Origin of the sequence: Enterobacter cloacae complex sp. IR5384 (genome assembly GCF_049237265.1) — a bacterium.
Classification (GTDB): domain Bacteria; phylum Pseudomonadota; class Gammaproteobacteria; order Enterobacterales; family Enterobacteriaceae; genus Enterobacter; species Enterobacter cloacae.
In genome coordinates this window covers 1-18,581 of sequence record NZ_JBMKHJ010000029.1, presented here as the reverse complement: position 1 = coordinate 18,581, position 18,581 = coordinate 1, and the positions used below count along the sequence as shown (strand labels likewise).

Here is an 18,581-nt window from a genome sequence, read left to right as displayed (position 1 = left end):
CATATCCTGCTTTTGATAACTACAGCCGATGCTCGTCGTATTCCAGACAGATGATATCAAGAGAAGGAATGACCGGGGCATGCAGGTCAAGCCAGTCCAGCAGACATTCAATACTCTTTTTCCTGAGTGAATTTTTCGGCCAGACAATATAATAACCGTCTCCGGTGGCAATGGCTTCTTTGAAAGGCAGCGCAAGCAGGCCGCTATTCAGCGCGTCAAGCGAAAGCAGCAGGTCGGCAATCGCGACGCCATGGCCGTTCATGGCGGCACTACTCCCCTGTTCAAGGGTGTCGAAAACCGTTCCGCGACTCATATCAAGCCCGGGGAATAACCCCGTTCTTCTCAGCCACCGCCGCCAGTCGCGTCTGTCCGGGGAAGGATGGATCAGATCGCACTGCGAAAGTTGCTCTCGGGCAGATTCCAGTAAAGCGGGGTTACAGACCGGAATAAGCCATTCACTGAAAAGCAATCGGCTCTCCGTTGACTCGCCAAAATGGCCGTTGCCCAGCAGGATCGCGCAATCATAGGGCTCTCGCGTGAAATCAACGGTATCGATATCCATCCAGACGCTGGCTATTTCAACGTTGGGTTTTTCATGATGTTCACGAAACGATCGCAGGACGTTAAGCAACCATCTCATGGTGAGCGTACTGGGTGCCTTCAGCCGCAACAGGTGGTTTTCACTTCTGAAAGCCCGACAGGCCCACTCGATACTCCTGAACCCTTCGTGAAGCTGCCCGGCCAGAACACGCCCCGCCTCACTGATCTCCACTCTCGGCCCCTGCCGTTTGAACAACTCACAGTCGAACCACATTTCCAGGGTGCGGACATGTCTGCTGACCGCGCCCGGAGTAATATTGAGCACCTCAGCGGCTTTACTGAAGGAGTTTACTCGCGCAGCGACTTCAAAGGCGCGCAGGGCATAGAGTGGTGGTAAGGACATAATTCCCCTTTACAGGATGGCGGCCGAAACCAGAGCTTCATCTTGAGTGACTGGCAGGCGTAGTGATTTCAGCCAGCAGCCAGCGTTCAAACGTCAGTAACGCCGCGTCATTGATTCCCGTTTCCGCCGGTTTAATGAAACAGAATGTCTTAATTAACCTTTCTGAGGCAGGCCATGGCGAAACCAGCATGCCGCTGCGTAGTTCGTTTTCGATATACATGCGTGGTATCAATGCGACGCCGTGACCTGCCAGCACAGCAGCGATCGCCATTTCATGAAGATCGTACCGTACGCCCTGAGACGGGTTATCAAGACTGATCCCGCTTTCCAACGCATAGCGATGCCACGCATCCGGATTCTGCCGGCGATGGATCAGCGCAAGTGCATTGAGTTGCTCACCGGGTTCCTTATCCATTAACAGTGCAGGATGACACACCGGCACCAGTTTTTCCTCAAACAACGGCTGCAGTCGCATCCCGGCCCAGGCGGGATGTTGAAAATGAACGACGGCATCAAAGCCGCTCCCGGGCAAAATAAACGGATCCGTTCTGGCCGCTAGATTGACTGAGATCTCAGGGAACTGCGAGGTAAAGCGGCTCAGGCGGGGAATGAGCCAGCGGCTGCAAAACGTCGGCAGCACGGCAATATCCAGACTCTGAATCCCCTCCTGCATGCCCATGATGTCCTGAGTCTCCCTTTCGAGCCGCTCAAGAGTTTCACGTACATGATGAGCATAGCGCGCGCCAGCAGGATTCAGCTTTACGCGGCTCCCGGTACGGTCAAACAGTTTGCAGTTTAACAGCGATTCCAGACGTGCAATCTGGCGGCTAATCGCCCCTTCAGTCAGAAAGAGCTCCTCTGCAGCCCGGGCAAAATTACCATGCCTGGCAGCGGCATCAAAAGCCTGCAAAGAGGCGCTACTGGGTATCTTTTTACGCATTAAGCCTGGTCCTGAGGCCGCGCATATTCTGCGCAGTCGATGAGTTAATGTCACTGAACCATGACATAGTATCGATTTAACGCACGAAAAACAGCGTGTAGCATGATGAAAAGTCATTAAGTGAAGAGGTTGTGATGTTCTATATCGTGGAATGTTCGTATAACGATCCGCCAAGCGAAGCTGAGTGGAGCACGTTTTATAGTCAGGAGAAATTGCCCGCTCTTCTCTCCGTGACCGGATTTATGACGTCTCAGCGTTTTCGGGCCATCACGCCTGGCTGCCCGGTTTATCTTGCCCTGCATACCGTTACCAACGCGGATGTTTTGCACAGTGAAGAGTACCGTCTGAAAGGCGGCGGTAATTTTTCTCGCTGGCAGAGGTGCATAACTGACTGGCACCGTAATCTCTATGCCTGTGAAGATCCGGCGCCAGCTCTCTCCTGCGATCAAATTTTGCTGTTAAGCACTCATCTCGTTAGTCCTGCCGGACACAGGGCCATCGACATGCAGGCCGTGGGGCTGGATTGTTCCCCGGAACGTCGCGTTGCGTGGGTGTTGCCTCGTGAAACTGCCATGCAGGCTTCGCCTCTTCCTGAGGTCTATCTCTACGAACCACTGACACCCCAGTTGCAGCGTTCAGGCAACAATACGCAACCAGAACAGCGGAGTACGCGATGATTCAGTCCACCTTCCCGGTGCGCCAGATTGGCGATTTTGAGATTACCGCGCTCAGTGACGGCGTTCTGTCAGCTCGTCTCGATTTGCTCTCAGGAATAGAAAACGCAGCGGCAAACGAAATTCAGGAGCATGCAGGCGTCGCGGAACCCGGCGATATTCACATCAATGGCTACCTCATCCGGGGCCGGGGGAGAATTATTCTGGTTGACGCTGGCGCAGGTGGGGTGAACAACGTGGGGGGTGACCTTATCACCCATCTCGCCGCGGTTGGCGTGGTTCCTGACGAGGTGGATACCGTTTTATTAACGCACTGTCATCCGGACCATATTGGTGGTCTGCTGGATGCTGAACAGCGTCCTGTCTATCAACATGCAGATATTTTTCTTCACCCTCTGGAAGCGGAACACTGGTGGGACGATAACACGCTAAACAGTGCCGATGCGCGTGCAGCGCGTAATTTCAGGTTCGTGCGCCAGACGTTACAGGCGTGTAGTAAACAGGTGCGTTTTTTCGATGAGAACAGTGTTACCGAAGGGATCCTGCCGGTCTGGTTACCCGGCCACACGCCCGGACATACCGGGTTTCTCATTCACTCGCATGACAAGGACTTACTGATATGGGGAGATATTGTCCACTACCCGCATATACAGTCTGCCCTGCCGGAGGTTCGCATCGCCTTTGACGCGGATCCTGCACAGGCCGAAGCAACGCGCAAAGAGGTGCTGGAACGCGCGGTCAGGGAAAATCTGCTCGTTGCGGGAATGCATATCGGGCCGCAAGGGTTTGCGCGCGTTCTCCGTATGGGAAGTGGATATCGACTCTCTTACTCTGGTTAAGACGTCAGGCTTGTTCATTCGCGTTCAGCATACGGGCTTTTCTCTTTCGTCAATCCAGCGCATCAATTCCGGAAGCTGCGTTTCTGAGAATACCGCGATCCCATGTTCAGCGAGTAATGCTGCCGCGACACCCATCCCCGTGTTGCGCACGCCGGTAAAAGAACCATCATAGATATGCTGGCTCCCGCAGGTTGGGCTGCCATCCGTGAGCAGCGCCGCGCGGCAACCATGCTCCTGTGCGGTACGTAGCGCCAGCCAGGCGGCAAGCTGATAGTGCTCTGTGACATCCTGGCCCGTATTCTCAATGATTCTGGCCTGCCCGCGCATGACATCCCGACCGTCGGCCGACAAAATCTCTGCTGGTGGTCGGGGTACCGGCAACCCGGCAGCCAGTTCAGGGCAGTGGATCACTAACCGCTGCTCCGCTTGCCAGCGGGAGAGTTGCGCCATCGCCTTCGCTTTTTCGCTGCCGTTGTAACGCACCCTGAACCCCATCAGGCACGCACTGACCAGAATTTTATTTATCATCGCTTCCCTGTCGTGTAGATGATGAAAGTGAGGAAGTGTAACACGCTGCGGGTACTGGCGTGGATGGTGAAGGTTGGCTGTGTGCGCGACGTGCACGTACTTATCACATCAACGTTAACCGATTCAGCCCCTGCTAATCAGATCTTCGCGCGTTGGGCCTTGAAAATAGATGTGGCTGATATGGCAACTGCGAGGTTGCATCAGTACAAAACGAATGGTTTCCCAGACCGAGCGCCCGTTCAGCAGACCGTCCCCCATTCTGGATTGATCATCAAAAGCTGGCTCTAATCCGGTATTTTCGAAATCGGGTGGATACAGACCAGTAACACGTATGTTTTCTTCAGACATTTGCCGCGACAGTTTCGTTATAAACCCGCTCAGCCCATGTTTACTGGCGAAAAAAGCGGGATGCGCAATTGAATCGGTGAAATTCGGGATCCCACAGGTAGAGATAATCGAGATGATATCAGCGCTGGCTGAACGTCTTAATCCGGGCAGTAATGCCTGAGTCAAGAGAATCGAACCAGTCAGACCTGAACTGATGGTATTGATAATTTCTGTGTCTGGCTGATCGTCAAACCTTCCTGACAACCACTGAGCAGCATTGAGGATTAAAATGTCTACAGGCTTGTCTGACGTTAACAGCTGTGAAGAAAACTGAGAAATGGAATCAGGTTGGGTTAAATCACAGAGATACCCTTTTGCCATGCCGCCTTCAGCAGTGATGATGCTGCAGGTGTTTTGAATATCATCAGCGCGCCGCGCGCAAAAATCCACCTCGACGCCTTCTCGTGCCAACCACACGCACAACGCCTGTCCAAATCCCCCGCCGCCGCCAGTAATGACGGCTCTTTTACCTCTCAGCATCTTCATGTCTCCGTTTGTAGTGATTATGTGTTGGTGGAGATATAGCATGGGGAGGCGGAGCGACATCTTTCCGTTAGTGCCATTTACATGTAAGAAAGACAGGCAACATCGAATATTGTCTACTCAATATGTCGATGAAGCCTGAAGATGATCATTCATAGCATCGTGATGACATCATCTAACCAGCCAGGAAGATGTTCCCTGTACCAGTCGAGATATAAAGGAAAGTCTGCGTTTTGCCGCTCATTAAGTAGCACAATGACTTCGGTGACAATCCATGCTTTGGCAATGGCAATTTCTCTCGCTAACGCATTACGGTCATGATGGAAAGAGAACTGGCAATAGCGTTCAGCAATATCAGTAAACATTAGCTTCGAACCCATCCCTTTTATCAGAGGGGCAAGATCGATCGCAGGACTCCCTTTTCCAAATCGTTCCCAGTCGAAAAGAACCAAATCACCGTTTTCTCTTCTTCCCCAATTGCCAGCATTGCTATCGCCAGAGATTAGGCTTGGGCAAGCGAACAAAACATCACTACATTCCTGAAATAGCCGAAATTGCTGCGTACTTTTATCTGGTAACGCTAAAAGCATGAGGGACTTTTCGAGCGCCAGTTCTGACCACGAGTGGCTGTGGTAAATCCATTCAGAATTTGCGGGGAAACTATGCAAGCGTGCCAACATAGCGATGGCGTCGTCACCTGCGGCATCGTTCTGTTCAACTTTTTCAGGAATATATTCCAGTATTAACTTGCGTAAAGGGGCATCAGCGGAAAAGAGCATTGGGGTAACAATGCCAGCCTGATTAAGCTCCGTTGCAGCGTACTGATAAAAGCTGTACTCCACCTCTCCGACAGGACATTTTTCAATCACGTTATGCCCGCAGTCACTTACACTCAGCATCACTTTCGCGGTGCCCATTTTGGATAAATCCGTAGCAGACATGCACTGTCTCTTATGAATGAGTTGGGACGGTGGCACGGAGAATCCACCTGAAGCGAGACGCTAACGTTGTATGCTCAGTAAAACTGGCACGAAAACGTCCAGAGTCCCTCCGGTGATTTGTGAAAATAGCCGATACCATTATCCGCCCACATCCAGTTGACCTTTTCCTCTGATCCCACCTGAAAGACAAAGTCTTCTATCCCCACGCCATGTTGTATCTCCAGCGGGTATCCTCCGACCTTGGTTCCCCTGTAGCGTTTAAAATCATCATGGAAGCGGTCACTTGCCTCCTGATCATCGTTTACGTCAGAAAGGTCAATAATATCCCAGGCATCTTCCCATCCCGGCGCATCATCATTAACGCCTATCCATCGAACCGGAAATGCGCGATAAGGCGTGTCTGTCGCAGGCAATAACTCAAGCCCTTCAAGGGTGGCATATTCTCGTATGAGCCAACCTTCACCATGAGGTTTATCAAATGAATGGCTTTCAATATTGTGAAAGAGCACCAGGAGTGCCACGTCCTTCAGTTGCTCAGGGATAACGGGAAGCTCATCTATACGAATCTGAAGAAGCGGAAACATCGGCTGCCCCTTCCAGAGTGGTAATCCTTCACCGGGAAGAGCGACACCGTTTAAAAACCAGGATGTAAGGGGGTCTGCCGGGGGACGAAAACCGCCCACTTGTGCCACCGATGCAGGACGTAATTTGGATCTGAGCTCGTCTAAAACTAACGCACTCCTGGATTTCATATTTGTCGCCTTACGTATGGAGAGACTCTATACAGTCTGAAATAAAGACGTTTTTATTATATCGTAATCATTATTCATCAGACCTGCATATAAAAAGGGCTTATCATGTTTGCGGTTGAGAAATTAAAAGTGAAGTACCCAGGCGCCGGTGCCTGACAAATGGGCGACAGCCCGGAACTGGCCAGCGAGCTTGCAGACCTGATTAAAAAAGGGATCAAAACCGCTTCCTGCGGATCTTTTGCCTCTTATCAGCAGGAGGTGTCTGCCCCGCGGATCGGGAGTTATAACATTATTCTTGATGGCCAGAATGTTCCGGTCTGTGTAACCCGGCTGGTTTCAATGCGACTGGTGCGTTTTTGTGATGTGACCGAGGCGTTTGCCCGTAAAGAAGGTGAAGGCGATTTAAGCCTTGAATACTGGCAGAAAGAGCATCAGCGATTTTTCACCCGAGAAGGTCATTTTTCTGAAGATATGGAGTTGATTGCAGAAGAATTTGAAGTGGTTGAGGTGCTGTGAAAGGAGAGAAAATTAATCGCCCGGGCCAGGACGTAGCAGTGAAGGTGTGAAAGGCGCCACCGGCGCCCTGGTGTAAGACGTATTCCAGTATCTCGACTGTTTTTCCACCGTTAATGTCCCTGTCAGGCAGCTTTCACGGCTCGGATTTTTTTATTGCCAGCCTCATCAGAGGCTGTTTTATCGGTTACAGCGTTGAGATCGGGCAGTTTACTGGTACGCAGAATATGCTGCACGGCCTCTTTCTGCTCGGCGAGATACAACCCCAGATCTTCAGCCTGCGTTTCGTCCATCTGCAGTCCGCTTTGTAGCAGCCAGTCGGTGAACGCGTCTGCCATGTCGAGCAGTTTGTCGTGCGCGTCAGCCTCTTTCTTACTGGCAAATGTCATTTTCTCTTCACCTTTTCTTACAACAACATATTTTGTTTCAACCGCCATGATGCGCCCCTTTCACTGTGTTTATATACAGTATAACCCTTCACGGTGTAGGTTGCAGCTAAAATTTATTTTCTGCACGTCCTCCTTACCGCTGCCCCATTCTGCCCGCCTGTGGGTGAGCCTTAACCCAGACGGCCAGCGTATGAACTACACTTCTTAATTCGCGGCGGAGTCGGGCCGTATACCGCATTTCATTTCTGCCTTTCATGCAATCTGTCTATCTGAGTGGAGAATAATCATGGGTTATGTAACAACTCGCGATGGCGTCAATATCTACTACAAGGACTGGGGTCCAAAAGACGGGAAAGTGATCTTTTTCCATCACGGCTGGCCGCTAAGCAGTGATGACTGGGACGCCCAGATGCTGTTCTTCGTCAATAAAGGATTCCGCGTTGTGGCCCATGACCGTCGCGGTCATGGGCGTTCAGATCAGGTGTGGGACGGCCATGATATGGATCACTACGCTGACGATGTGGCCGCCGTTGTAGAACATCTTGGCGTACAGGGTGCGATGCATGTCGGGCATTCAACCGGCGGTGGTGAGGTGGTGCGTTATATCGCCCGGCACGGTGAAGACAAAGTTTCCAAAGCCGTATTGATCAGTGCTGTACCGCCCCTGATGGTGAAGACGGAGAGTAATCCTCAGGGTACGCCAAAGTCAGTGTTTGATGATTTTCAGGCCCAGCTGGCGGCGAATCGCCCTCAGTTTTATTATGACGTGCCCGCGGGACCGTTCTATGGATTTAATCGCCCGGGGGCGAAGCCTTCCGAAGCGGTCATCTATAACTGGTACCGTCAGGGAATGATGGGAAGCGCCAAGGCGCATTACGATGGGATTGTGGCCTTCTCACAGACTGACTTCACGGAAGACCTTAAAGGGATATCCATCCCTGTTCTGGTCATCCATGGGGATGACGATCAGGTGGTGCCGTATGCAGATTCCGGCGCGATGTCAGTCAAGCTGGTCCAAAACGGAACCCTGCATACCTATAAAGGCGCGCCTCACGGTATCCCAACGACACATGCCGATCAGGTCAATGCCGATCTTCTCGCCTTTATAAACAGTTAACCCCGCACATTACCCCCTCAGGCGGGAGCAAAACGGTTCCCGCCCAGGCTAGGGGGATGTCTGGCATAAATGCCGCGTTTTCGGGCTGACAATGCTGCGACGCCATGCCCCCGGTGCCTGACCATACTGACGCTTAAAGCTGCGGTTGAAAGACTGCTGGGAGTCAAAGCCCAACGCAATCGCCACGTTCAGGATCGGCTCATCGCTATGGGTTAACCGCTCCATCGATTTTTGAAGTTTCTGCGCACGGATATACTCGGCAATAGGATAACCCGTGTGTTCTTTGAAGATCCGCTGAAGATGCCATTTTGAATAGCCTGCACGCTTTGATACGGTCTCAATGTCCAGACGACTATCCAGGTTGTTATCGATCCAGTCGAGCAGATCGTGAATAAATGCGCCAGTGTCCATCTTCTCCCCCACACGCCACGTAGTAAAAAGCACCTTTGTTTGTTGCATTTAAAGATGGCCCGATTTGATGTTAAATGCAAGTTTTATTGTTGCATTTAATTCCCTGCCGAAAACGCGCCTTTTTCCCCGGCCTCAAATAGCACATAAAGTGCAACAATTATTCTTGCACTAAATTTAGCGCCTACCTACAATCGCCGCGATAGTGTATTCACAATTGTTACAGTTTTGTGGCGATGAACGACACAAATGGCCTTAAGCCAGCCCGGACAAAGGAAGTGGCGCGGCGTCCCCCGTTGCGTCTTGCCCGGCGGCTACAACTACCGGAATAAAAATAATGAGCCTGCAAAAAACCTGGGGTAATTTTCATCTGAACGCGTTGGGCGCGGTGTTACTCTCCGCCCTGCTCGTCGGGTGTGACGAGGGTGTCGCGCAAAATGCCGCGCCACAAGCGCCCACCGTCAGCGCCGCTGACGTGGTCGTCAAATCCATTAGCCAGTGGGATAGCTTTAATGGCCGGATCGAGGCGGTGGAAAGCGTACAGCTCCGCCCTCGCGTCTCCGGCTACATTGATAAAGTGAATTACACCGACGGTCAGGAGGTCAAAAAAGGCCAGGTATTGTTCACGATCGATGACAGAACCTATCGCGCCACGCTGGAACAGGCGCAGGCAGCGCTGGCAAGAGCCAAAACGCAGGCCAGCCTGGCGCAAAGCGAGGCAAACCGTACCGATAAACTGGTCAATACCAATCTGGTATCCCGTGAAGAGTGGGAGCAGCGCCGTGCTGCTGCCGTCCAGGCCCAGGCCGACATTCGCGCCGCACAGGCGGCGGTGGATGCAGCGCAGCTGAACCTGGATTTCACTAAAGTGACCGCCCCTATCGACGGGCGCGCCAGCCGCGCGTTGATCACCAGCGGGAACCTCGTTACCGCCGGTGACAGCGCCAGCGTGCTCACCACGCTGGTCTCGCAGAAGACGGTTTACGTCTACTTTGACGTGGATGAGTCAACCTACCTTCACTATCAAAAACTCGCCCTCAGCGGGCAAGGTGCCACCAGCACTCACCAGGCGCTACCGGTTGAGATTGGTCTAGTGGGCGAAGACGGCTATCCCCATCAGGGCAAAGTCGATTTTCTTGATAATCAGTTAACACCCAGTACCGGCACCATCCGCATGCGCGCGCTGCTGGATAACACTCAGCGTCAGTTCACGCCGGGACTGTTTGCCCGCGTCCGCCTGCCGGGCAGCGCGGAGTTCCAGGCCACGCTTATCGACGACAAGGCGGTGCTGACCGATCAGGATCGTAAGTATGTCTATGTCGTTGATAAAGAGAGTAAAGCGCAGCGACGTGATATTACGCCAGGGCGTCTGGCCGACGGTTTACGTATCGTCCAGCAGGGGCTGAAGCCTGGCGATAAAGTCATCGTCGACGGTTTACAAAAAGTGTTTATGCCGGGCATGCCGGTTAACGCGAAAACCGTTGCCATGACCACCCGCGCCGCCCTTAACTGATCCCTTATCTGAGAATCCGACCCATGGACTTTTCCCGCTTTTTTATCGACAGGCCAATCTTTGCCGCGGTGCTGTCGATACTGATTTTTATCACAGGCTTAATCGCCATCCCGCTGTTGCCGGTGAGCGAATACCCTGACGTTGTGCCGCCAAGCGTGCAGGTGCGCGCGGAGTATCCCGGCGCCAACCCGAAGGTGATTGCAGAGACCGTGGCGACGCCGCTGGAAGAAGCGATCAACGGCGTTGAAAACATGATGTACATGAAGTCCGTCGCCGGCTCCGACGGCGTACTGGTGACCACCGTCACGTTCCGCCCAGGAACCGACCCGGATCAGGCCCAGGTTCAGGTACAAAACCGCGTGTCACAGGCCGAAGCGCGCCTGCCGGAAGACGTTCGCCGTCTGGGTATCACCACCCAGAAGCAGTCGCCGACGCTGACGCTGGTGGTGCATCTGTTTTCGCCCGGCGGTAAGTACGATTCACTCTATATGCGTAACTACGCCACGCTGAAAGTGAAGGATGAACTGGCGCGTCTGCCCGGCGTCGGCCAAATCCAGATTTTTGGCTCGGGCGAATACGCGATGCGCGTCTGGCTGGATCCAAATAAGGTGGCGGCACGCGGCCTGACCGCCTCGGACGTGGTGACGGCGATGCAGGAGCAAAACGTGCAGGTGTCCGCCGGACAGCTGGGCGCCGAGCCGCTGCCGAAAGAGAGCGATTTCCTGATCTCCATTAACGCGCAGGGTCGTCTGCATACTGAAGAAGAGTTTGGCAATATTATCCTGAAAACCGCGCAGGATGGCTCGCTGGTGCGCCTGCGCGATGTGGCGCGCATTGAAATGGGCTCCGGTAGCTATGCGCTGCGCTCCCAGCTCAACAATAAAGACGCGGTCGGGATTGGTATCTTCCAGTCGCCGGGAGCGAACGCCATCGATCTGTCTAACGCGGTGCGCGCTAAAATGGCAGAACTGTCTACCCGTTTCCCGGAAGACATGAAATGGGCGGCACCGTACGATCCGACGGTATTCGTGCGTGACTCCATTCGCGCGGTCGTGCAGACGCTGCTGGAAGCGGTGGTGCTGGTTGTACTGGTGGTCATTCTGTTCCTGCAAACCTGGCGTGCGTCGATCATTCCGCTGATCGCGGTGCCGGTCTCGGTGGTGGGCACGTTCAGCGTTCTCTACCTGCTGGGCTTTTCGCTTAACACCCTGAGTTTGTTCGGGCTGGTGCTGGCGATCGGTATCGTCGTGGACGACGCCATTGTGGTGGTGGAAAACGTCGAGCGAAATATCGAAGAGGGTCTTGCGCCGCTGGCGGCAGCGCATCAGGCGATGCGTGAAGTCTCCGGGCCCATTATCGCGATTGCGCTGGTGCTGTGCGCGGTGTTCGTGCCGATGGCGTTTCTTTCGGGGGTTACGGGTCAGTTCTACAAGCAGTTTGCGGTGACGATTGCGATATCAACGGTGATCTCCGCCATTAACTCGCTGACGCTTTCGCCTGCGCTGGCCGCCCTGCTCCTGAAGCCGCACGGCGCGCCGAAGGACCTCCCTACCCGGCTTATCGATCGCCTGTTCGGCTGGATTTTCCGTCCGTTCAACCGCTTCTTCCACCGTAGCTCGAACGGTTATCAGGGGCTGGTGGGCAAAACGCTCGGACGACGCGGTGCGGTGTTTGTGGTCTATGTGCTGCTGCTCTGTGCCGCAGGCGTGATGTTTAAAGCCGTACCCGGCGGGTTTATTCCCACTCAGGATAAGCTGTACCTGATTGGCGGCGTGAAAATGCCGGAAGGCTCATCGCTGGCACGTACCGATGCGGTGATCCGCAAAATGAGCGAAATCGGTATGAACACCGAGGGCGTGGATTATGCGGTCGCCTTCCCGGGGCTGAATGCGCTGCAGTTCACCAATACGCCGAATACCGGGACGGTCTTCTTTGGCCTGAAACCGTTTGACCAGCGTAAACACACGGCGGCGGAAATTAACGCCGAGATCAACGCCAAAATCGCGCAAATCCAGCAGGGCTTTGGCTTCTCCATTCTGCCGCCGCCTATTCTGGGGCTGGGTCAGGGGTCGGGTTACTCGCTGTACATTCAGGATCGGGCCGGTCTGGGCTACGGTGCGTTGCAAAATGCGGTGAACACCATGTCGGGCGCAATTATGCAGACGCCGGGAATGCACTTCCCTATCTCCACCTACCAGGCGAACGTTCCGCAGCTGGATGTGCAGGTCGACAGGGATAAGGCCAAAGCCCAGGGCGTGTCGCTGACCGATCTGTTCGGGACGCTGCAAACCTATCTGGGATCGTCTTATGTGAATGACTTTAACCAGTTCGGCCGCACCTGGCGTGTGATGGCGCAGGCCGACGGGCCGTACCGCGACAGCGTGGAAGATATTGCGAATCTGCGCACCCGTAATAACCAGGGTGAGATGGTGCCAATTGGCAGTATGGTGAACATTAGTACCACTTACGGGCCCGATCCGGTGATCCGCTACAACGGCTATCCGGCGGCGGACCTGATTGGCGATGCCGATCCGCGCGTCCTCTCCTCTACCCAGGCGATGACGCAACTGGAGGGGATGTCTAAGCAGATTCTGCCGAACGGGATGAATATCGAGTGGACGGATCTGAGCTTCCAGCAGGCCACTCAGGGGAACACGGCGTTAATCGTCTTCCCGGTCGCGGTTCTGCTGGCGTTCCTGGTCCTGGCGGCACTGTACGAAAGCTGGACGCTGCCGCTGGCGGTGATCCTTATCGTGCCGATGACGATGCTCTCTGCCCTGTTTGGCGTCTGGCTGACCGGCGGCGATAACAACGTGTTCGTGCAGGTGGGTCTGGTGGTATTGATGGGGCTGGCGTGTAAAAACGCGATTCTTATCGTGGAGTTTGCCCGCGAGCTGGAAATCCAGGGCAAAGGTATTATGGAAGCGGCGCTTGAAGCGTGCCGCCTGCGTTTACGCCCGATTGTGATGACCTCCATCGCCTTTATCGCCGGGACCATCCCGCTCATCCTCGGCCACGGTGCGGGTGCAGAAGTGCGCGGCGTCACCGGGATCACGGTATTCTCCGGTATGCTGGGCGTAACGCTGTTTGGTCTGTTCCTGACGCCGGTGTTTTACGTGACGCTGCGTAAATTTGTCACGCGCGGCAAAGTGGAAAGAGAGGTCTTGCCCGCGTAATACGCTGCAGATAACAAAAAACCGCCTTCACGATGAAGGCGGTTTTTTTATGCAGCCATTAATGCGCTTTCTTGTACTGGGCAATCAGTTCGGGCACCGGATCGCACCCGCTGGTATCCGCTTTCTTGAGCTCTTCCAGCGCGCTTGCCACGGTATGACCGGCTAAGACCGCGAGTGACGCCTGCTCGGCCTCTTCAGCGATGGATTTAAAGTACCAGCATGTATTCGCGCTCACCACGCAGCGCGCCGGTACGTCGGGGCGCGACGCCCACAGCTTTTTATCTTCTATAACAGAAAGGTAGATATCACGCAGGGTGATCTGTTCCGGCGGGCGGCCAAGATGAATTGAGCCGTTGCGACCAAGCGTTGAGACGATAATACCGTCACGCGTGAGGGGAACCATCAGTTTGCGGATGAAGCTCGGATTCGCTTCCAGGCCGTAGGCCAGAATCGCACTCGTCGAACGTTCACCCAATTGCTCCGCCATCGCTACGCTGAGAACCATCTGCAAAGCTGTCGGGAAGCGGTAATCTAACATTTACGTATCCTGGGTTGCGGTGAATCTTATTCTTTTTGGCACCGCAGAGGTGAATAATCAATAAGCAACAATATAACAAATACCGTAATTATTTTGAAGCTATCTACTTTGACCCGCCCCGTAAAAAAGAGTTTCCATCGCGCACGAAATGGGATCACCCTCCCGTTTTCTTCAGGCAAACGCCGGGTTGGGAAAATCCACCGTCACCCTGAGCCCACCGTCAGCAGAGGTACTCAGGCTCACGCTGCTGTTGTGCTGCTGCGCCACCGCTTTAACGATGGCCAGACCCAGCCCGCTCCCGTTCTGCACCTGATTCGGATCGCGGAAAAACCGGTCAAACACCCGTTCCCTCAACGCAACCGGAATACCCGGCCCGGCATCGGAGACGCTGAATTGAGTGGACGTCTCCGCCGAAAAGAGATCGACCTCCACCCGCCCGCCTTGCGGGCTGTATTTAATGGCATTTTCAATCACGTTATCGATAAGCGACATCAGACGTTCTCTGACACCGCTCACCCAGCTTTCTTCCAGAGCGTAGAATTCAAGCTCAATATTGCGTTCCGCGGCGAGCGGTGCCAGCACCGCCATGCGCTCCTGGATGAGCGTCGTAAGCGGCACCGGCTCCATCGCCGTATCCACGCTTGCTTCGCTGTGCATCATCAGCAAAAGTTGATTAACCAGACGCGCTGCCCGGCTATTGCTGCGAATAATCCCTGCAAGTAGCGCCTGTTGATTATCACTGCTGACGTAGGCCTGCAACGCCTCCACATTGATTCGCATCGCAGCCAGCGGCGTGCGCAGTTCGTGAGCGGCATCGGCAATAAATACCCGCTCCCTTTCCGTGCTTTCTCGCACCCTGGCAAGGAACTGATTAATCGCATTCACCATCTGGCTAAGCTCCCGGTGCGTTGGAACCGCCTTTAACGGAGAGAGATCTTCTGGCGCGCGTGAGGCAATTTCATTCACGACGTTGTTCCACGGGCGCATAGCGATGCGGATGGACAGCCATGCGGGAAACAGCAGAAAAGGAATACACACCAGCAGCGGCATGATGTAGTAGCCACGCGAGTTGAGGTAGATAAAGAAGTTCCACCCCGCAGCAGGCGTCACCAGCGTCACCTCCACGTCGGAATTCGCGGATTTTAGCGTGCGGCTGGTCCAGCTACGCCCGTCGCTGTGAATTCGCTCAATCTTCCCCAACCGGGTATTTTTCACGCCTATCGGTGCGCCAGCAGAGGCATACAGTATTGCGTTATGCTTGCGAATAATCATGGTGATGGAGAGTCCCGCATCGTCTCCTCCGCCGTAATCCTCCCGCAACGCCTGGCTGAACTGCTCCAGCACCTCGCTTCGTTCCTGCGTACGCCCTTCCATGTGTTCAACAAGAGTAAATATGGTTTTATATGTCTTATCGCCGGTCAGGATCGGGGGGCTACGCAAGTCATCCCACAGCATCCAGGTTAAAAAAAGACACCACAGCAGTGTCAGCAGAAGCATCTGAGCGACCATGATTCGCCGCACCAGCGTGGGCACCCGCAGGAAACGCCACAGGTTTCGCATCAATTTGCTTCCTTCTGAATCGCAACGGTGTCAATGACATAGCCGACGCCCCGTACCGTTCGTACATAGCCGTCGCCAATTTTTCGACGCAAGTTCCCCATATGCACATCAAGCGCATTACTCATGTTTTCTTTCGCACCAAAGATCCTTTCTTCCAGAAAACGGCGCGTAAGCACGCGGTCAGCACGCAACATCAGGGTTTCAAGCAGCGCGTATTCGCTGGCCGTCAGCTCAATATGGCGGGAACTCACCGCGACGCGACGCGTCGGCACATGCAGGGATAATCCTCTGATTTCTACCGCCTCGTTTTGATAGCCATAACTGCGTCGCGCAAGCGCCCTCACCCGGGCCAGCAGCTCGGCGAGCACAAACGGTTTAACCAGATAGTCATCGGCACCGGCATCCAGCCCGCTCAGGCGATCCTGCAGCGTTCCTCGCGCCGTCAGGATAATAACGGGGATGCCTTTTAGCTGCTGACGTACGTACGCCATCAGACTCATGCCATCGCCATCCGGCAGCCCCAGGTCGAGCAGAATAAGTTCAGGTGCGCAGACAGCAAGTTGATGCAGCGCATCCTCTTTGCGGCGGACCCATATGACATCTAATCCTTGATCTGCAAGGGCAATACGCACGCCATTGCCGAGATCAAGGTCGTCTTCAATAAGTAATATTTTCACAAGGGCAACTTTATCAACCGTGAATGAAGAACGTCTTAAGAAAGAGACGGTAACAGGTAATTTAACAGTTTTGCATCATCGGCATCTGCTTCAGTCTTTCTTCATTTTGAGCTCATAAGAACCTTAGGGTGGACATTCAAACTGGGCGCTCTGGCGATTAACACCGCTTGTAACGTAATCATTTGAATCCAAAAGGACTTCTTTAATGAGACATATCGAACTGCGTCACTCGTTCCCCCTTTCGCTCCCGGGGCTCAGTCTGAAGAGCATCGTGCCAGGCGCGCTGCTGGCATTACTGGCCACCCCGGTACTGGCCTCAGAACAACTGGGCAACGTGCTGACCTTAGGCGGAGGCGTGGATGTTGCGCCCCACTATTCGGGTTCGGATAAAAACCGCGCCACCACGGCGGTGGTGGTGGATTACGCGATGTATAACGGATTCTTCGTCAGCACCACGCGAGGGATCGGTTACGGCAACAACATCGGCAACCTGGATTACAGCGCGGCGCTGAGCTATCGCGCGGGCCGTAAGGATCGGGACGTGGACAGCGATTCGATCAGCGGCGGCAGCGATTATTTGCGCGGTATGGGCGACATCAAAGGTTCGGCTCTGGTGGTGCCAGGGCTGGGGTACAAAGTGACCGACTGGCTGAATCTGCAATTGCAGGCAGAGGTGCCGGTTTCGGAGCGAGACAACGGCGAAGCGCTGCATTTCGGCATTTCCAGCCCGCTCTTTACCTCACCGAACAACGCGGTGACGCTGTCGCTGACCGGTAGCTGGGGCAGCAGCAAGTATATGCAGACTTACTATGGGGTGAATGCATCCCAGTCCGCCGCATCCGGATTTGCCCGATATGACGCTGGAGCCGGAATTTATGCCTGGTCAACGAATCTCGACTGGACGCACAAGCTCACCCAACGCTGGAGCGTGGTTGCTGGCGCAGGCGTTACGCAGCTGATGGGGGATGCAGCCGACAGCCCGATTGTTCAGCGAAAAACCTCGCCGACGGGAAGTTTGAAGGTTACGTACAGTTTCTGATTTATTTGGATGGAACGCCAATTCCCGCCCCGTGTTAGATGACGGGGCGGCACTTGATAGGGATAAGGAACGTATCGCGTCAGGTTGACAGGTCATGATTGCAGGCTGGCATGTGTACCAATACGCCATTCTGTTCCTGCGTGAGCGTCGGTTTTGAGCGAGGAGCGAACGTTGGCAATTATTCTGCTAGCCTAATAGAGGGTTAGTAAAAAATGGGATTTCAGTAAGCATTGGATTCTCATTCTGCCAAACGAAACTGAGGATTTTAATATGGGGCCTTATCGCACTTATCTAATCACTGGTGCAACAAAAGGGATAGGAAGAGCACTCAGTGACAAATTATCAGAACAGGGTCACCAGGTTGTGGGTATTGCCCGTAATGTTGATGCCAGCTTTCCGGGGATTTTATATACGGCTGACCTGAGTAGCGCTGATGAGACAAACTTAATTTTATTAAAAATAGTCGAAAATCACGAAATTCACGGCATTGTAAATAATGTGGGTGTAGCCTTACCTCAACAACTTGGAGGCATTGATATTCAAACGTTCCTGAAGGTCATGGATATAAACGTACGGGTGGCAGTTCAAATAACACAAGCACTCATCGGCAACATGAAGAGCAGAGGCTGGGGAAGAATAGTTAATGTATGTAGCCGTGCCATCTACGGTGCGATTGACCGAACAGCTTACTCAGCAGCAAAAAGTGCTCTGGTAGGTTGTACACGGACCTGGGCATTAGAGCTTGCTCAATTCGGGATCACCTCGAATGCGATTGCTCCTGGGCCAATAGAGACAGAGCTTTTTCATAAAACACGACCTGTTGGAAGTGAAGCAGAACAACGTATTTTATCGACAATTCCAATGGGCAGACTGGGTTCTCCTGCTGAAGTGGCTTCAGCAATAGCCTTTCTTTTATCACCAGAAGCGAGTTTTATTACTGGCGTAGTACTGCCTGTTGATGGGGGAGGAAGCCTGGGAGGACGTTAGAAACGTTCAGAAACTCTGTGGAAATAGATAACGCCTATCCAGGGCAGAAATTTGATATTGTCGCAGTTAGTATGACCTGCTCCCCGTTGATTAGTACACCCCGATGTTAGTAATGTCTTCATAAGCCACATGAGGACATCCCCATGAAGAAGCGTTTTTCCGACGAACAGATCATCA

Annotated in this window: 20 protein-coding genes; 8 read left to right on the top strand and 12 right to left on the bottom strand. The window is 53.7% G+C overall.

Going from position 1 to position 18,581, the window contains the following annotated elements:
- Positions 1-19 precede the first annotated feature (19 nt).
- Both ACOTX3_RS19725 and ACOTX3_RS19720 read right to left on the bottom strand, forming a co-directional pair.
- Positions 20-943 carry a LysR substrate-binding domain-containing protein gene (locus ACOTX3_RS19725; RefSeq protein ID WP_038980547.1) on the bottom strand — a complete coding sequence of 308 codons (924 nt, stop codon included), beginning with the start codon at positions 941-943 and terminating at the stop codon, positions 20-22.
- Positions 944-980: 37 nt separating this feature from the next.
- Positions 981-1,883 carry a LysR substrate-binding domain-containing protein gene (locus tag ACOTX3_RS19720; protein WP_250116787.1) on the bottom strand — a complete coding sequence of 301 codons (903 nt, stop codon included), beginning with the start codon at positions 1,881-1,883 and terminating at the stop codon, positions 981-983.
- 134 nt (positions 1,884-2,017) lie between these two features.
- On the opposite strand from ACOTX3_RS19720, the gene ACOTX3_RS19715 reads away from it, so the two are divergent.
- Both ACOTX3_RS19715 and ACOTX3_RS19710 read left to right on the top strand, forming a co-directional pair.
- The gene (locus ACOTX3_RS19715; protein WP_038980541.1) at positions 2,018-2,560 is read left to right on the top strand and encodes a hypothetical protein; all 543 of its coding nucleotides are present in this window, start codon (positions 2,018-2,020) and stop codon (positions 2,558-2,560) included.
- Positions 2,557-3,396 carry an MBL fold metallo-hydrolase gene (locus ACOTX3_RS19710; protein ID WP_038980540.1) on the top strand — a complete coding sequence of 280 codons (840 nt, stop codon included), beginning with the start codon at positions 2,557-2,559 and terminating at the stop codon, positions 3,394-3,396. Before ACOTX3_RS19715 ends, ACOTX3_RS19710 begins: the two co-directional genes overlap by 4 nt.
- A 24-nt stretch (positions 3,397-3,420) precedes the next feature.
- Here ACOTX3_RS19710 and ACOTX3_RS19705 read toward each other — a convergent pair whose 3' ends face one another.
- From ACOTX3_RS19705 to ACOTX3_RS19690, 4 genes are all read right to left on the bottom strand, one after another.
- A complete protein-coding gene (locus tag ACOTX3_RS19705; protein ID WP_038980538.1) occupies positions 3,421-3,924 on the bottom strand; it encodes a DUF523 domain-containing protein in 504 nt (167 codons plus the stop codon).
- Between the two features lie 123 nt (positions 3,925-4,047).
- On the bottom strand, positions 4,048-4,791 hold the full coding sequence (locus ACOTX3_RS19700; RefSeq protein WP_250116822.1) for an SDR family oxidoreductase: 744 nt from the start codon (positions 4,789-4,791) through the stop codon (positions 4,048-4,050).
- Positions 4,792-4,946: 155 nt separating this feature from the next.
- Positions 4,947-5,735 carry a phosphotransferase gene (locus tag ACOTX3_RS19695; RefSeq protein WP_165876001.1) on the bottom strand — a complete coding sequence of 263 codons (789 nt, stop codon included), beginning with the start codon at positions 5,733-5,735 and terminating at the stop codon, positions 4,947-4,949.
- A 74-nt stretch (positions 5,736-5,809) separates the two neighbouring features.
- On the bottom strand, positions 5,810-6,487 hold the full coding sequence (locus tag ACOTX3_RS19690; RefSeq protein WP_250116786.1) for a DUF1963 domain-containing protein: 678 nt from the start codon (positions 6,485-6,487) through the stop codon (positions 5,810-5,812).
- Positions 6,488-6,646: 159 nt separating this feature from the next.
- On the opposite strand from ACOTX3_RS19690, the gene ACOTX3_RS19685 reads away from it, so the two are divergent.
- Entirely contained in the window at positions 6,647-7,003 is a 357-nt protein-coding gene (locus tag ACOTX3_RS19685; protein WP_097533532.1) for an ASCH domain-containing protein, read from the top strand.
- Between the two features lie 122 nt (positions 7,004-7,125).
- Here ACOTX3_RS19685 and ACOTX3_RS19680 read toward each other — a convergent pair whose 3' ends face one another.
- Entirely contained in the window at positions 7,126-7,437 is a 312-nt protein-coding gene (locus ACOTX3_RS19680; protein ID WP_130626080.1) for a YebG family protein, read from the bottom strand.
- Positions 7,438-7,675: 238 nt separating this feature from the next.
- On the opposite strand from ACOTX3_RS19680, the gene ACOTX3_RS19675 reads away from it, so the two are divergent.
- Complete coding sequence (locus tag ACOTX3_RS19675; RefSeq protein ID WP_020688164.1) at positions 7,676-8,506, top strand: alpha/beta fold hydrolase; 831 nt, start codon at positions 7,676-7,678, stop codon at positions 8,504-8,506.
- 48 nt (positions 8,507-8,554) lie between these two features.
- Here the strand turns inward: ACOTX3_RS19675 and ACOTX3_RS19670 are convergent, their stop codons facing one another.
- Positions 8,555-8,917: a helix-turn-helix domain-containing protein gene (locus ACOTX3_RS19670; RefSeq protein ID WP_013096738.1), complete on the bottom strand. Its 363-nt coding sequence runs from the start codon at positions 8,915-8,917 to the stop codon at positions 8,555-8,557.
- Between the two features lie 334 nt (positions 8,918-9,251).
- Between ACOTX3_RS19670 and ACOTX3_RS19665 the strand changes: the two genes are divergently transcribed.
- Together ACOTX3_RS19665 and oqxB are read left to right on the top strand one after the other, a co-directional pair.
- Positions 9,252-10,427, top strand: coding sequence for an efflux RND transporter periplasmic adaptor subunit (locus ACOTX3_RS19665; RefSeq protein WP_246931853.1), 1,176 nt, complete (start codon positions 9,252-9,254; stop codon positions 10,425-10,427).
- A gap of 23 nt (positions 10,428-10,450) precedes the next feature.
- On the top strand, positions 10,451-13,603 hold the full coding sequence (gene oqxB / locus ACOTX3_RS19660) for a multidrug efflux RND transporter permease subunit OqxB (protein WP_020688167.1): 3,153 nt from the start codon (positions 10,451-10,453) through the stop codon (positions 13,601-13,603).
- A gap of 58 nt (positions 13,604-13,661) precedes the next feature.
- On the opposite strand, the gene ACOTX3_RS19655 is transcribed toward oqxB, so the two are convergent.
- From ACOTX3_RS19655 to ACOTX3_RS19645, 3 genes are all read right to left on the bottom strand, one after another.
- Positions 13,662-14,141, bottom strand: coding sequence for an RrF2 family transcriptional regulator (locus tag ACOTX3_RS19655; protein ID WP_013096741.1), 480 nt, complete (start codon positions 14,139-14,141; stop codon positions 13,662-13,664).
- A 171-nt stretch (positions 14,142-14,312) separates the two neighbouring features.
- A complete protein-coding gene (locus ACOTX3_RS19650; RefSeq protein WP_045901100.1) occupies positions 14,313-15,701 on the bottom strand; it encodes a sensor histidine kinase in 1,389 nt (462 codons plus the stop codon).
- The gene (locus ACOTX3_RS19645; RefSeq protein WP_020688169.1) at positions 15,701-16,378 is read right to left on the bottom strand and encodes a response regulator; all 678 of its coding nucleotides are present in this window, start codon (positions 16,376-16,378) and stop codon (positions 15,701-15,703) included. The genes ACOTX3_RS19650 and ACOTX3_RS19645 overlap by 1 nt, the downstream gene beginning before the upstream one ends.
- 205 nt (positions 16,379-16,583) lie before the next feature.
- On the opposite strand from ACOTX3_RS19645, the gene ACOTX3_RS19640 reads away from it, so the two are divergent.
- Complete coding sequence (locus ACOTX3_RS19640; protein ID WP_045901097.1) at positions 16,584-17,417, top strand: MipA/OmpV family protein; 834 nt, start codon at positions 16,584-16,586, stop codon at positions 17,415-17,417.
- 270 nt (positions 17,418-17,687) lie between these two features.
- Positions 17,688-18,404: an SDR family oxidoreductase gene (locus tag ACOTX3_RS19635; protein WP_045901095.1), complete on the top strand. Its 717-nt coding sequence runs from the start codon at positions 17,688-17,690 to the stop codon at positions 18,402-18,404.
- Here ACOTX3_RS19635 and ACOTX3_RS19630 read toward each other — a convergent pair.
- Positions 18,401-18,581 (bottom strand): hypothetical protein (locus ACOTX3_RS19630; protein ID WP_421634980.1); only part of this gene is annotated, 181 nt, incomplete at its 5' end. The genes ACOTX3_RS19635 and ACOTX3_RS19630 overlap by 4 nt on opposite strands.

Bases quoted from the DNA above. Each gene is read 5' to 3' on its own strand.
- ACOTX3_RS19635 (WP_045901095.1), top strand. From the start codon at position 17,688: ATGGGGCCTTATCGCACTTATCTAATCACTGGTGCAACAAAAGGGATA.
- oqxB (WP_020688167.1), top strand. From the start codon at position 10,451: ATGGACTTTTCCCGCTTTTTTATCGACAGGCCAATCTTTGCCGCGGTG.
- ACOTX3_RS19675 (WP_020688164.1), top strand. From the start codon at position 7,676: ATGGGTTATGTAACAACTCGCGATGGCGTCAATATCTACTACAAGGAC.
- ACOTX3_RS19700 (WP_250116822.1), bottom strand. From the start codon at position 4,791: ATGCTGAGAGGTAAAAGAGCCGTCATTACTGGCGGCGGCGGGGGATTT.
- ACOTX3_RS19665 (WP_246931853.1), top strand. From the start codon at position 9,252: ATGAGCCTGCAAAAAACCTGGGGTAATTTTCATCTGAACGCGTTGGGC.
- ACOTX3_RS19715 (WP_038980541.1), top strand. From the start codon at position 2,018: ATGTTCTATATCGTGGAATGTTCGTATAACGATCCGCCAAGCGAAGCT.
- ACOTX3_RS19680 (WP_130626080.1), bottom strand. From the start codon at position 7,437: ATGGCGGTTGAAACAAAATATGTTGTTGTAAGAAAAGGTGAAGAGAAA.
- ACOTX3_RS19725 (WP_038980547.1), bottom strand. From the start codon at position 943: ATGTCCTTACCACCACTCTATGCCCTGCGCGCCTTTGAAGTCGCTGCG.
- ACOTX3_RS19650 (WP_045901100.1), bottom strand. From the start codon at position 15,701: ATGCGAAACCTGTGGCGTTTCCTGCGGGTGCCCACGCTGGTGCGGCGA.
- ACOTX3_RS19705 (WP_038980538.1), bottom strand. From the start codon at position 3,924: ATGATAAATAAAATTCTGGTCAGTGCGTGCCTGATGGGGTTCAGGGTG.
- ACOTX3_RS19670 (WP_013096738.1), bottom strand. From the start codon at position 8,917: ATGGACACTGGCGCATTTATTCACGATCTGCTCGACTGGATCGATAAC.
- ACOTX3_RS19685 (WP_097533532.1), top strand. From the start codon at position 6,647: ATGGGCGACAGCCCGGAACTGGCCAGCGAGCTTGCAGACCTGATTAAA.
- ACOTX3_RS19655 (WP_013096741.1), bottom strand. From the start codon at position 14,141: ATGTTAGATTACCGCTTCCCGACAGCTTTGCAGATGGTTCTCAGCGTA.
- ACOTX3_RS19640 (WP_045901097.1), top strand. From the start codon at position 16,584: ATGAGACATATCGAACTGCGTCACTCGTTCCCCCTTTCGCTCCCGGGG.
- ACOTX3_RS19720 (WP_250116787.1), bottom strand. From the start codon at position 1,883: ATGCGTAAAAAGATACCCAGTAGCGCCTCTTTGCAGGCTTTTGATGCC.
- ACOTX3_RS19690 (WP_250116786.1), bottom strand. From the start codon at position 6,487: ATGAAATCCAGGAGTGCGTTAGTTTTAGACGAGCTCAGATCCAAATTA.
- ACOTX3_RS19710 (WP_038980540.1), top strand. From the start codon at position 2,557: ATGATTCAGTCCACCTTCCCGGTGCGCCAGATTGGCGATTTTGAGATT.
- ACOTX3_RS19695 (WP_165876001.1), bottom strand. From the start codon at position 5,735: ATGTCTGCTACGGATTTATCCAAAATGGGCACCGCGAAAGTGATGCTG.